This window comes from Hydrogenispora ethanolica (assembly GCF_004340685.1).
GTDB classification, from domain to species: domain Bacteria; phylum Bacillota; class UBA4882; order UBA8346; family UBA8346; genus Hydrogenispora; species Hydrogenispora ethanolica.
The window spans coordinates 25,688-38,889 of record NZ_SLUN01000031.1 but is presented as its reverse complement, the minus strand read 5'-3'; the positions used below and the strand labels follow the sequence as shown (position 1 = coordinate 38,889).

Below are 13,202 nucleotides of genomic sequence, written 5' to 3'. Positions count from 1 at the left end.
GGGAAATCCTTTAAAGAGCATTGGGATCATTGAAACATCACCCCCAATAACAGCACCGCCAGAATCGGCCCCAGCGAGGCCAATCCGATCCAGCCGAAACTATCCTGGGTGGAGCTTCTTTTGCCCAAACCGGCCACCGCGCCCACGCCCAACGCCAGGATGACGGGGACGGTCATCGGGCCCGTGGTCACCCCGCCGGCGTCGAAAGCGACCGCCAGAAATTGCGGCGGAGTGAACGCCGCCAGCGCAAAAGTGAGAAGATAGCCGCCGGTCAGCAAATAAATGAGCGGAATGTTCAGCGACACCCTCAACAGCGCCAGGGACACAAAAATCGCCACCCCCAGCGCTACAAAGGCTATCAACAAGTTTTTCGGGATGGCGCCTTCGGAGACTTGGGCCACCTGCATCGCCAGGACCTGTACATCCGGCTCGGCAATGGTGAGAACGAAACCGATCACAAAGCCCAAGGTCAAGATCAACCACAGCTTGCCCCGGGCGACGATCGCCGCGCCCAACATCTCGCCCATCGGTAAAAAACCGATTTTGACGCCTATGAAAAAAAGGATTAATCCGATGACTATCAGTACCGCTCCGCCAAGAAACCGGGTGAAGACTTCCATTGGAAGCCTGCCTATTGTCAGCTGTAACAGGATTACGATCGCCACAATAGGGATTATCGCATAAATCACTTCCATTGCCGTTTCTTTGAAATTCACCGTCAGCACCTCCATTTTTTATTTTACGTATTCTCCGCGATTCTAGCCATTTGTCTCCCTCCTTCCCAGCGAACATCGTCCGGTTTTATTAAAAATTGTTTCAGGAATGTTTTCGCCATGGCTTCGGGTATCTCCTACCCGTTTGAGAAATCGCCACCTCCGTTCCTAAATAAGGAAGATTTTTCATCAAAAAGATGGGGTAAGCGTGATTTGCCGCCGTTATCCGGGTTCAGGAGCTTTCAATGGCGCCGGCCAACCGTACGTTAGGGCAATGAGCGGGGTTTGGGCAGCGGAACGAATTCGCCCGCGGAGGATTCTTTGCAGTTTCTTTGACAGGCGGTTTTTGGGGTGCAAGACTTGGAAAATAAAAAAGGGTTTCGCGTTTCGCGAAACCCCGGTTATAATTGAAATGATGGCGGAGAGAGAGGGATTCGAACCCTCGCTAGGATTACTCCTACTAACGGTTTAGCAAACCGTCCCCTTCAACCTGCTTGGGTACCTCTCCGTAAGGTTGAACACTTGAGCGATTCAGATGGCGTACGTCTGGCGGAGGAGGAGGGATTCGAACCCCCGGTACCTTGCGATACAACGGTTTTCAAGACCGCCTCCTTAAACCACTCGGACACTCCTCCGAGTTCGCTCCGAATGCATGAACTATCATAACACACCGGACCCCGCCCTGTCAAGCAAAAGGCGCGGCCGGCCGGCCGCAATGCCGGCGGGCGTTTGACCCTTCCGGACCCCCTCTGGCGATATTTACCGGAACTTTTCCATTCCCGGGCAACTGCCTCAGGCCCCGGGCGGATCTCCCCCGGCGGGCCGCGGCAATTGCCCGGGGCCGGGCCATACCGGCCCGGATCGGGGCGGCTGCCGCCCGGCGACGGAGAACCGCCGCCCTACCGCGGGCCACGCCGGCCCGGGAAGGAGTCCCCGTCGCCTCGTCCGGGGCGGCGCTCCCCTCAAGTGGGGCAGCGGCGGCCCGGCTACGGGCGGCAACCGCCCCCGGACCGCCGTTTTTCCGGTCGTCCCCCTCGTCCCTAACTCAATTGCAGCTCGTTGATGCGGCTCATATAGTATTGGGTCAAGGCGTCCGCTTCCTCGCCGGTCCCGGCTTCGGAATAGATCCGGAAGATCGGCTCCTCGGCGTCGGGCAATACCAGGGCCCAACCGCCGTCGTGGTAGACCTTCAAACCGTCGGTCATCTCCAAAGGCCGCTCCTTCTGCTCCTCATACAAGTTGCGCATGATCCGCCCCTTCTCTTCCCAGGGGCAATCGACCTCGGCGTAACCCCGCTGCACCTGGGGGATGAGCGCCTTGGCCCCGGCCAGGCTCACCCGTTCCCGGGCCAGCAGTTCCAATACTCTGACCAGGGTAAACAAGGCGTCAAACTGCGGCAGGAACGCCCCGTCGCCCTGGCCGGTGGGGAAGAGCCGCTCCTGGGCCAGCTGCTCCATGAGCGAACGCGGATTGACCTTGGTCCGGATCACCCGGCCATGGTACTCGCGGGCCAGATCCTCGATGAATTGCGGCGCGGTCATCGGTACCGGCAGCGCCGCCGCCGGGTGGTACTTCAGCACCAGCAGCGACAGCAGCGCCACCAGCTGCTCTTCCTTGAGGATCTCGCCGTGCTCGTCCAGGAGGATCAACCGCTCGGCGTTGTTGTCGACGATCACGCCCAGATCGGCCTGGTGCTCGCGGACCGCTGTCCCGACCCGGCTGATGGCGCCCAGCAATTCCTGGAGGGTGCGCGGCCGGGCTGGAAGCTCCGCCCCCTCCTCCTCGGTCCCGGCGTGGATCACCTTGCACTGCAACTCCTCCAGCAGCGCCGGCAGCAGCAATGTCAGACTGCCCTGGTCGTAGCTGGTCACCACCTTCAGCCGCGAGGCGGCGATCATTTTTTGCGCCTCCGGCCCGATGAGGCCCTGGAGGTACGGCTGGACCAGCTGCGGCACGAAGGTCAGCTCGCCCATGGCCCCGGCCGGGCTGCGCGGAAAATCCTCGCTGGCGAAGGCGTTTTCCAGCGCCCGTTCGACGCTTTTGGCGACATTCAGGCCCCGCTCGTCTATGAATTGGATCAGGATCCCCTCGGGATCCCGGGGATCGATCCGCAGGTGCAGCCCGCCCCGGGCGCCCAGCGCCACCAGCGCGTAACGGGCCGCCGGCGTCGGCAGGGTCCCGAGGTCGTAGGCATTGACCCCCGCCGCCAGGACTCCGGAGACCAGCGCCCGTTTGAGCACCCGCGAGGCCCGGAAGTTGTCGGAACTGACCGTAACCTGGGCGCCGGGTTTCAAATAGGCGCCAAAGACCGCGCCCAGCTTGGCGCCGACCTCGGGCGTGATCTCCTGATTGACCGTGCCGCTGATCCCCGAGGCGCCGAAGAGGCTCTTGGCTGATTTTTTGGCCCAGATCAGGCTGTCATTGAGCACGCTCCCGCTGTCCAGGATCTTGTTGGGCCAGACCTTCACCTCGGGCCGGACCACCGCCTTCAGGCCCAACTCGACGCCTTCGCCGAGCACCGCCCCTTCATAGACCGCGTTCTTTCCCTTCAAATAAACATGATGACAGAGCGTGGCGCCGCGCACCTCGGAATAGCTCCCCAGGTAGCAATGGTTCCAAAGGATGCCCCGCTTGACGCTGGCCCCTTCCTGAATGATGCCGTAATCGCCCAGCACCGAATAGGCGCCGATCTCCGCCCCCGGCTTCACCCGGGAGTAATCGCCGATTAGGACCGGCGTGGCCACGCTCGCCCCCGGGTCAATCTCCACCCCTTCGCCGACCCACAGCCCGGGCTTGATCTCCCGGCCGGGGATGGAGACCTTGACCCGATCGTTCAAGACGTCGTAATGGGCCTGGCGGTATTGCTCGAGATTGCCGATGTCCGACCAGTAGCCGTCCGCCACATAGCCGTAGAGCGGTTCTCCCTGGGCCAACAGCATCGGGAAGAGGTTCTTGCTGAAATCGAACTCCTGGCCCGGCTCGAAATAATTGAAGATCTTGGGCTCCAAAATATAGATGCCGGTATTCACGGTGTCGCTGAAGACCTCGCCCCAGCCTGGCTTCTCCAGGAACCGCTGGATCGCGCCCCGCGGGTCGGTGATGACCACCCCGTATTCGAGCGGGTTCTCCACCTTGGTCAGGATGATGGTGGCGGTCGCGCCCCGCTCGCGGTGAAAACGGAGCGCCGCCGTCAGGTCGATGTCGGTCAGCGCGTCGCCGCTGATGACCAAGAAGGTCTCGGTCAGATCGGCGGCCGCGTTCCGGACCGAGCCGGCCGTGCCCAGCGGCTTCTCCTCCACGAAATAGCGCATCGCCAGCCCGAACTCCCGGCCGTCCCCGAAATAATTCTCGACCGCCTCGGGCAGATAAAAGAGGGTCACCAGGACTTCAGCGAAACCGTGCTTGCGCAGGAGATAGATGATGTGCTCCATCATCGGCCGGTTGGCGATGGGAACCATCGGTTTGGGTTTGTTGCAAGTGAGCGGCCGGAGCCGGGTTCCCTTCCCGCCGGCCATGATGACTGCTTTCAAAAGACTTCCTCCCTGTTTCGGTTGCGGTTGTTATGCCGATCCCACGGTTCGCCGCGAACCCCGGATCCCAAGCCGCCGGGGCCGCGATACCGGCTGCGGCGTTCATTGCACATTCTGGTAACGGCCGAAGCTCCGGACATCCCGCTGTTCAAAGCGGCCCGGGGCATCCTGATAGGAACCGCGCCAGTTGGAATGGCTGTGCTCCTCCAGCACTTGGCTGTAGACGGCCGCGGTCTGCATGGCGATCTTCTCCCAGCTGTAGATGGTGCGGACATCCTCCCGGGCCCGTTTCACCATCTTTTGGCCGTGATCGGGATGACTCAGCGCCCAGAGGATGTTATCCGCCAGGGAGACCGGGTTGTCGGTGTAGGCTTTCAGGCCGTTCACACCGTGATGGATAATCTCCTGCATTCCTCCGGTATCGGAGACCACCACCGGGACTCCGGCGGCCATTCCTTCCAGCGCCACGATGCCGAAAGGCTCATAAAGGCTGGGGAAGACCGCCACATCGGCGCATTGAAAGAGGGCGTTGCGGGTGTTGTCATCGATGAATCCGGTGAAATAAACCCGGTTGAAGACGCCGAGCTGATAGGCGCGGTGCTTCAATTCATCCAGATAAGGCCCTTTTCCGGCGATCACCAGTTTCGTCTTGGGCTCGGTCTCCAGGATCCGCGGCAGCGCTTCCAGCAGGACGCCCAGGCCTTTTTCCCGGACGATCCGGCCGATATGGAAGATCATTTTCTCATCCGAGGCGCAATAGCGGTCGCGAATCCTGGCCGGGTCCATGGTGGTACCCACAAAATCCTTGAGATAGACTCCGTTAGGAATGATCCGCACCTTGTCGTCGGGCAACTGAAAGACCCGGCGCAATTCCTCGCGCATGTACTGGCTGCAGCAGATCACCCGCCAGGCCTCATACCCCAGCCACCATTCCACATTGCTGATATACCGTTGCAGCTCATTATGGAGCCCGTTGTTCCGGCCGTACTCCGTGGCGTGAATCGTCGCGACCAGCGGCGCCTGGCGGGAATGCTTCAGATTCTTGCCGGCATAGGCCGCCAGCCAATCGTGGGCATGGATCACGTCGAAACTCCAACCGTCCTCGATTAAGCGGTTGGCCTCCTCCACCATGTTCAAATTGAGCTGCAAAACCCAGGTCAAAAAGTCGGGCGTCTCCGGATTATGCATTCCGACGCGATGTACCTTGACGCCATGGTACAGTTCGTAATACGGCGCTCCCTGCACCCCGCAGGTGATCACATGAACATCCTCTCCCTGCCGGGCCAGCGCCCGGGAGAGGTCGTCCACGTGACGGGCGATGCCCCCGATTACTTTGGGCGGAAACTCCCAACTCAACATCAATATCCGCATCTCATCACCTCTACCCCTTATCTTTGCGAGCCGTCGAACGGCCTTGCTATTCCAGTGGTTCAATCATCGAAAGAAATTTTTGGAAAACCGCGATGCTTTAACGATTTTCCAAAATTCAAATCCCACTGAACCACCGGCTTAGTTTGTCCTGGCGGACCAGACATTAAACATAATTTCCTCCGTTACCAACGGCCGACCAGAGCGGATTCCGCTTCACTCGGTTCTGCCACGGAACGCCTTCCATATGTCAACTTAATGTTAAGTTGATTGACTTCGTGGCTGGGAAGTGGTAAATTGAAACCAACTACTAATTGTTTTTATGTCATATCTTTTCGTGTAACAAAACCGGCCACTCTTTCCAACCGCAACAATAGTCAACTTTATGTCATAAATGCGGCGAACCAAGATAGGAATCAGAAGCCTATCCAAAAATAAAGGAGGTTATTTTGCTTGCGTAGAGTATTCTTACTTGCTCTGGTGCTGATGGTGGCCTTCTCGGCTGTCGCCACCGCGGCGGCGCCGAAGATTTTGGTGTATGCCAAAGCGGCCGATCCCCGGGGCCTGGACCCGGCTTATGTCGAGGATGCCGAGTCGGGGAAGATCATTGTCAATGTCTATGAAAACCTGGTGAAGTACAAGCCGGGCAGCACCGACCTCCAGCCCTGCCTCGCCACCTCCTGGACGCAGAGTCCCGACGGCACGGTCTGGACCTTTAAGCTCCGCAAAGGAGTCACCTTCCACGATGGGACCCCCTTCAACGCGGAGGCGGTTAAATTCAGCGTGGAACGGCAATTGCCGCCCAACGCCACCGACGATATGCCCTATGCCTCCTTCACCTTTGAACCGGTGAAAAAGGTCGAAGCCATCGACCCTTACACCGTCCGCTTCACTCTGAAAAAGCCGTATGCGCCGTTCCTGGCCAATCTGGCGATGGCCCTGGCGGCTCCGATCGTCAGCCCGGCGGCGGTAAAGAAATACGGCGCCGATTTCAACTTCCATCCGGTGGGAACCGGGCCTTTCAAGTTCGAGAGGTGGGACCGCGACCAGCAGATCGTACTGGTCAAGAACGCCAAATACTGGGGCAAGAAGGCGCTGGTCGACAAGGTGATCTACAAGACCACCAAGGAAAGTTCGGTCCGCGCCAGCGAGCTGATGACCGGCGCGGTGGACATCATCGACGGCGTCGATCCCAACGATGTGAAGAAACTGGAGTCCAGCGGCCTGAAGGTCATCAAGAATCCGGGCATGAACATCAACTACCTGAGCTTCTTCTGCCATCGCAAACCCTTCAATGATCCGCGGGTCCGCCGCGCCATCTCGATGGCGATCGACCGCGACAAGATCGTCAAATACCTGTATCAAGGCTACTCCCAGACTGCCAACGGCCCGCTGCCGAGCTTCATTCCGGGTTATGATCCCAGCCTGAAGCCGCTGGCCTACAACCCCGAGCAGGCCAAAAAAATGCTGGCCGAAGCCGGGGTCCCCAACCTCAGCTTCACGTTCCTCACCTACGCGGTGGCCCGTTCCTATAACCCGGTGAACGGCCAGAAACTGGCCGAGGCCATCCAGGCCGATCTGCTAAAGATCGGTGTAAGGACCAACATCAAGGTCTATCCGTGGAGCGAGTATAAAGACGCGGTATTCAAAGCCGAGGAGGGCGACGCCTGCTTCTACGGCTGGATCGGCGACAACGGCGACGCCGATAACTTCCTGTCGCTCTTCGACAGCGGCCAGATCGATTCCAGCCTGAACTCATCCAAGTATTCCAACCCCAAAGTGGACCAGTTATTAAAGAAAGGAACGCTGACGCTGGATCCCAAAGCCCGGGTCAAGATCTATCAAGACCTGCAAAAAATCCTGGTTCAAGACGCCCCCTGGGTGTTCATCAGCCATTCCCTGGACATGGCGGCCTACCGGCCGAACGTGAAAGGATTCAAGCTCCATCCGGTCGGAGTCTCCTGGCTGGATCAGGTCTCCAAATAAACCGGCGCCCGAGGTTACCGAGTATTGTTTCCGGCATCGTGAGTTGATATAATCATTTTACGGGTATCCCGAATGCGCCAGATCGTTTCGGGAAAAACGGGCTGGCGTTATCGATAAGCTGGCCGAATGCCTACAATGAATAAGATAGTTTAATTTTGAGGAGGAAATGGGATGCGGAAATTTCTATTGCTTACCCTGGTATTATTCCTAGCCTTCGCGGCTGTCGGCGCGGCCGCGGCCCCGAAAATCTTGGTGTACGCCAAAACGGCGGACCCGCGGGGCCTCGATCCGGCCTATAACGAGGAGCTGGAATCGGCCAAGATCATGGTCAATATCTATGAAAACCTGGTCAAATACAAGCCGGGCAGCACCGAGATCCAGCCCTGCCTGGCCACTTCCTGGACCCAAAGCTCCGACGGCCTGGTATGGACCTTCAACCTCCGCCGCGGCGTCACCTTCCACGACGGTACGCCCTTCAACGCGGAGGCGGTCAAATTCAGCGTGGAACGGCAACTGCCGCCGAACGCCACCAGCGACATGCCCTATGCTTCCTTTACGTTCGAGCCGGTCAAAAAGGTCGAAGTCGTCGGCCCGTATACCGTCAAATTCACCCTGAACAAACCCTACGCGCCATTCCTGGCCAATTTGGCGATGTCCTTCGCCGCGCCGATCGTCAGCCCGGCCGCGGTGAAGAAGTACGGCGCCGATTCCAACCAGCACCCGGTGGGAACTGGACCCTTCAAGTTTGACAAGTGGGACCGCGATCAACAGATCGTCCTGGTCAAGAACGATAAATACTGGGGCAAGAAAGCCCTGGTCGACAAGGTGATTTACAAAACCACCAAAGAAAACTCGGTGCGCTCCAGCGAGCTTTTGACCGGCGCGGTGGACATCATCGACGGGGTGGACCCCAATGACGTCAAGAAGCTGGAGTCCAGCGGCCTCAAGGTCGTCAAGAATCCGGGCATGAACATCAACTACATGGGTTTCTTCTGTCATAAAAAGCCTTTCAACGACCCCCGGATTCGCCGGGCGGTTTCGATGGCCATCAACCGCGACGCAATCGTGAAATATCTCTACCAGGGATACGCTCAGACCGCCAATGGGCCGTTGCCGAGCTTCATCCCGGGCTACGACCCGAAACTGAAGCCCCTCTCCTTCAACCAGGAGCAGGCCAAGAAGTTATTGGCCGAGGCCGGGGCATCGAACCTCAGTTTCACGATCCTCACCTACTCGGTGGCCCGTTCCTACAATCCGGTGAACGGCCAGAAGCTGGCCGAGGCCGTCCAGGCCGAGCTGCTGAAGATCGGCGTGAAGACCAACATCAAGGTTTATCCGTGGAGCGAATATAAAAGCGCGGTATTCAACGCCACCGAGGGCGACGCCTATTTCTACGGCTGGATCGGCGACAACGGCGACCCCGACAATTTCCTATCCCTGTTCGACAGCAATCAGATTGAATCCGGCTTGAATCATTCCAAGTATTCCAATCCCAAGGTGGATGAGATTTTGAAAAAGGGCACCGCGACGCTCGATCCGAAGGCCCGGGTCAAGATATACCAGGACCTGCAAAAGCTATTGATCGAAGAGGCCCCCTGGGTGTTCGTCAGCCATTCCCTGGATATGGCCGCTTACCGTCCGAATGTCAAAGGGTTCAGGCTTCATCCCGTGGGGGTATCCTGGTTGGATAAGGTCTCTAAGTAAAGTGATAAAGTAAACCGAAAGCCGGTGGCGGGGATGCAGCGAATGCATCCCCTTTTTCCCACGGCCTGACTCAAATGATTCTACCCGCCCACGGCAGTGCCCTTCGCGCCGCCATGAGCCGATAGAATCATTTGGACAGGAAGGCATCCTGTCAATATCAATCCCACCCCGCGTGGTTCGAGGTGACTCCATGCTTACGCTTACCGAGCTTATTTTGCAAGCCATTGATCCAACCGCAATGAAATGCGGCTTCGTGATCAAAAATCTGCGGACCGACGAGACCGCCCTTTGGAACGAGCGGCAGCGGGTCCCTTCGGCCAGCCTGATCAAGCTGCCGATCATGGCCGAAGTGCTGCGCCAGGCCCAGGCCGGCTCCTATTCACTGACGCGGCGCATCAGGGTCAAACAAGAGGATAAGGTGCCTTTCAGCATCCTGACCCTGTTAGAGACCGGCAACGATTATTCGCTGCAAGACTTGATCACCCTGATGATCGTCCAAAGCGACAACACCGCCGCCAACCTCCTCATCGACCTGGCCGGCATGGAGAAGGTCAACCGTTTCCTGGCCGGCCTCGGGCTCTCCGCGACGCTGCTGCAGCGCAAGATGATGGACGGCACCGCCCGCCGGGCGGGCCGGGAGAATTTCACCTGCGCGGCGGATATGGCCCGGCTCCTCGAACTGCTCTACCGGGAAGAACTGGTCGATGCGCCGAGCAGCGCCCGGATGCTGGAGATCATGAAGCAGCAACTGGATACGAGCATGATGATGCTGCAGCTGCCGGACGAGACGGTGGTCGCCCACAAAACCGGCGAATTGGAGCAGATCGATCACGAGGCCGGCATCGTCTACCTGGAGGGCCGGGACTACCTCTTCGTGATGCTGGTCTGGGATGCTCCCGCCAATCGCGACGCCCGGCTGGCCATCGGCCGGGCTTCCAGGGCGGTCTATGACTATTTTGCGGCGCAGGACATTTGCGGATAAAAGGAGGATTCATCCTTGAAAATTGTAGCGATTGAGACGGGCCGTCTGGCGGCACCGTTGAAAAGGCCGTTCAAAACCGCGTTGCGCACCGTGAACGCCATCGACGACGTCATTGTGCGCATCGTCACCGACACCGGCCAGGTGGGACTGGGCGAGGCCGCGCCGACCGCGGTCATCACCGGCGACACCATCGGCTCCATAGTCTGGGCGATCGAGGAAGTGATCGCCCCCCAACTGAAGGGCATGGCGATCGAAAACATCGAGGCGATCTTCGAAAAGCTGGACCATTGCCTGGTCAAAAACAGCAGCGCCAAGGCAGCGGTGGATATCGCGCTCTACGATCTTTACGGCCAGCTGTACCGGGCTCCGCTCTACCAGTTGCTCGGCGGCTACCGCCGGCAACTGAGCACCGATATCACCATCAGCGTCAACGATCCGGAACAGATGGCCCGGGACAGCGTCGCAGCGGTGCAGCTCGGCTACGACACCCTGAAGATCAAGGTCGGCAAAGACCCGGCCCTGGATATCGAACGGATGAGCCTCATCCGCCAGGCGGTCGGCAATGATATCAAGCTGCGGCTGGATGCCAATCAAGGCTGGCAGCCCAAGGAGGCCGTCCGCATCCTGCAGCGGCTGGAGGACCGGGGCCTCGAGATTGAGCTGGTGGAACAGCCGGTCCCAGCCCACGATCTGGAGGGCCTCAAGTTCGTCACCGACCATGTGACCATCCCGGTGCTGGCCGACGAAAGCGCCTATTCGCCGCTGGACGCGGTCAAAATCATGCAGTTGCGGGCGGCCGATCTGATCAATATCAAACTGATGAAGACCGGGGGCATTCGCCACGCGCTGCAGATCTGCGCCATGGCCGAGGTCTACGGGGTCGAATGCATGATGGGCTGCATGCTGGAGGCCAAGATCAGCGTCACCGCAGCCGCGCATCTGGCGGCCGCCAAGCCAGTCATCACCCGCCTCGATCTGGACGGACCCTCGCTCTGCGCCACCGATCCGCTGCCCGGCGGAGCGCGCTTCGACGAGCACCGGATCACCCTGACCGATGAGCCCGGACTGGGCTTTGACGCCGCCCTTTGCCCCGGTTTTACGGAACGGCCGGCGCCGGGGAAAATGTAAGGCCAACTGAAACTGGCACCGGAGAATGCCATGATGGAGATGCAAACTTTCGGAGGGGCGGGCTCTCCGGGTCGGCCGCTGGTCATCGTCGCGGCCGACCCGGCCTCGCCTGAAGCCCTGCAATTGATGGCGGAATTGTCGGCGATCCTGGAGGCCATCACCGGCGACGGTGGCCGGAATTCCTTCAAGCCGGAGGACGTAGCCGGGCCGCGCGGCCGCTTTGTGATCGCCCGTGCTCCCGAGGGCGCGCCGCTCGGTTGCGGGGCCATCCGCCCGCTGGATGAAGCCGCCGGAATTGCCGAGGTCAAGCGGATGTACGCCCGGCCCGGCACCAAGGGCGTGGGCAGCGCCATCCTGGCCCATCTGGAGGAGCAGGCCCGCGGCCTGGGCTATGCCGCCCTGTGGCTGGAGACCGGCCTGGTCAACCAACGCGCGGTGGCTTTTTATGAACGCCGGGGCTACCGCCGGATCCCCAATTACGGCGGGTACGTCGGCCGTCCCCAATCGGTCTGCTTTGAAAAACGGCTGCGGGAGGATTGATCCCGGCTCCGGCGGTTTTCGGAAAACCAGCCCCGAATCTCACGGGCTTTTCAAACAAATTTAATCCCAATGTAAAAAAATTATGTTATAATAATTCCAAATTAAGGTTTGGGGAATAACGGACGAAGCGAGCCATCTCTGATGAAAAAGATCTGCTTTGACCTGGATATCCAGGATATTAAACCCGGCATGATCGTCGGCAAAAACCTCTTTTGCGACGGCAGTCTTCTGTTGTCCAAAGGGATGATGATCAAGCCGAGCTATGTGGAGCATATGAAGGACCGGGGCGTCTCGCGGGTGACAGTCTTCGCCGATAAAGCCTATTACGAAGAGATCCTCACCAATCCGGTGGAACGATTTTATACCGAGTCCTACGAGGCGGTCAGCGAGATCATCGATGGCTTCAAGAAAAACACGCCGCCGCCCCTGGAAGCGATCTTCCCCGTCGCCGAACGGATCCTCGAGGCGGTCCGCAGTCATCCCCATTCCATGCTGCTGTTGACCGGATTCCGCGGCATCTGCGACTATTACTACGCCCACTCACTGGATGTCTGCATCTACAGCCTGATCGCGGCCAAGGCGCTGAATTGGCCGGCCGAGGTCATGGTCACCCTGGCGCTCGGCGCGCTGCTGCACGATGTCGGAAAGACCCGGATACCGGATAAGATCTTATTGAAGCAAGGTCCTCTGACCGTGGCGGAATTCGCGGAAGCCCAAAAACACGCCCGCTACGGTTATGAGATGGTTCAAAATATCGCCGGGATCCGGCCGGAAGTGGCCAAGATCGTGCTGCAACACCACGAACGCTGCGACGGCAGCGGCTACCCCGGCGGGCTGAGCGGCGCGGCCATCTCCCCGCTGGCCAAGGTGGTCGCGGTGGCCGACATCTATGACGCCTTGACCTCCGACCGGGCCCACTCCAAACGGATCCTGCCGCACGAGGCCGCCGAATATCTGCTCTGCATCTCCAATTCCCAGATCGATTCGGAGATCGCCAAGGTCTTCCTGAAGAATATCGCGATCTACCCCAAAGGATGCCAGGTGCTGCTCAACTCCAACGAAGTGGCGGTGGTGCTCGATCCCAACGAGGCCATGCCCTTGCGTCCGCTGCTGAAGATCCTGACCGATACCGAGGGAACGCCGCTGCTGCTGCCGTTCGAATTCGACCTGCAAAAACATTCCCATACCTTCATCACCGGAATCTGCAAATAAACCGCGCTTTTTTGGCTCCGCCGCCCGGGCGGCGCCTCT

Annotated in this window: 9 protein-coding genes and 2 tRNA genes; 6 read left to right on the top strand and 5 right to left on the bottom strand. The window is 59.3% G+C overall.

Features of this window, described 5'->3' with window-relative positions; translation table 11 throughout:
* Positions 1-26 precede the first annotated feature (26 nt).
* From EDC14_RS20100 to EDC14_RS20080, 5 genes are all read right to left on the bottom strand, one after another.
* The gene (locus tag EDC14_RS20100; protein ID WP_341540178.1) at positions 27-716 is read right to left on the bottom strand and encodes a DUF1538 domain-containing protein; all 690 of its coding nucleotides are present in this window, start codon (positions 714-716) and stop codon (positions 27-29) included.
* 413 nt (positions 717-1,129) lie between these two features.
* Positions 1,130-1,221, bottom strand: a tRNA-Ser gene (locus EDC14_RS20095).
* Positions 1,222-1,260: 39 nt separating this feature from the next.
* Positions 1,261-1,348 (bottom strand) — tRNA-Ser (locus EDC14_RS20090).
* Between the two features lie 405 nt (positions 1,349-1,753).
* A complete protein-coding gene (locus tag EDC14_RS20085; RefSeq protein WP_132016108.1) occupies positions 1,754-4,243 on the bottom strand; it encodes a sugar phosphate nucleotidyltransferase in 2,490 nt (829 codons plus the stop codon).
* 102 nt (positions 4,244-4,345) lie between these two features.
* Positions 4,346-5,614: a glycosyltransferase family 4 protein gene (locus tag EDC14_RS20080; RefSeq protein WP_132016107.1), complete on the bottom strand. Its 1,269-nt coding sequence runs from the start codon at positions 5,612-5,614 to the stop codon at positions 4,346-4,348.
* A gap of 450 nt (positions 5,615-6,064) precedes the next feature.
* On the opposite strand from EDC14_RS20080, the gene EDC14_RS20075 reads away from it, so the two are divergent.
* The 6 genes from EDC14_RS20075 (at position 6,065) to EDC14_RS20050 (ending at position 13,163) form a co-directional block, all read left to right on the top strand.
* Positions 6,065-7,597, top strand: coding sequence for an ABC transporter substrate-binding protein (locus tag EDC14_RS20075; RefSeq protein WP_243663043.1), 1,533 nt, complete (start codon positions 6,065-6,067; stop codon positions 7,595-7,597).
* A gap of 171 nt (positions 7,598-7,768) precedes the next feature.
* Positions 7,769-9,301 (top strand): ABC transporter substrate-binding protein, encoded by a 1,533-nt coding sequence (locus tag EDC14_RS20070; protein ID WP_132016106.1) that lies wholly within the window; start codon positions 7,769-7,771, stop codon positions 9,299-9,301.
* 190 nt (positions 9,302-9,491) lie between these two features.
* Positions 9,492-10,283 carry a serine hydrolase gene (locus EDC14_RS20065; protein WP_132016105.1) on the top strand — a complete coding sequence of 264 codons (792 nt, stop codon included), beginning with the start codon at positions 9,492-9,494 and terminating at the stop codon, positions 10,281-10,283.
* A 15-nt stretch (positions 10,284-10,298) separates the two neighbouring features.
* Positions 10,299-11,411 (top strand): dipeptide epimerase, encoded by a 1,113-nt coding sequence (locus EDC14_RS20060; RefSeq protein ID WP_132016104.1) that lies wholly within the window; start codon positions 10,299-10,301, stop codon positions 11,409-11,411.
* Positions 11,412-11,450: 39 nt separating this feature from the next.
* A complete protein-coding gene (locus EDC14_RS20055) occupies positions 11,451-11,951 on the top strand; it encodes a GNAT family N-acetyltransferase (RefSeq protein ID WP_132016134.1) in 501 nt (166 codons plus the stop codon).
* 141 nt (positions 11,952-12,092) lie between these two features.
* Positions 12,093-13,163, top strand: a complete 1,071-nt coding sequence (locus EDC14_RS20050; protein ID WP_132016103.1) for an HD-GYP domain-containing protein — start codon at positions 12,093-12,095, stop codon at positions 13,161-13,163.
* The last annotated feature ends 39 nt before the right edge of the window (positions 13,164-13,202 follow it).

Bases quoted from the DNA above. Each gene is read 5' to 3' on its own strand.
- EDC14_RS20080 (WP_132016107.1), bottom strand. From the start codon at position 5,614: ATGCGGATATTGATGTTGAGTTGGGAGTTTCCGCCCAAAGTAATCGGG.
- EDC14_RS20070 (WP_132016106.1), top strand. From the start codon at position 7,769: ATGCGGAAATTTCTATTGCTTACCCTGGTATTATTCCTAGCCTTCGCG.
- EDC14_RS20065 (WP_132016105.1), top strand. From the start codon at position 9,492: ATGCTTACGCTTACCGAGCTTATTTTGCAAGCCATTGATCCAACCGCA.
- EDC14_RS20055 (WP_132016134.1), top strand. From the start codon at position 11,451: ATGCAAACTTTCGGAGGGGCGGGCTCTCCGGGTCGGCCGCTGGTCATC.
- EDC14_RS20050 (WP_132016103.1), top strand. From the start codon at position 12,093: ATGAAAAAGATCTGCTTTGACCTGGATATCCAGGATATTAAACCCGGC.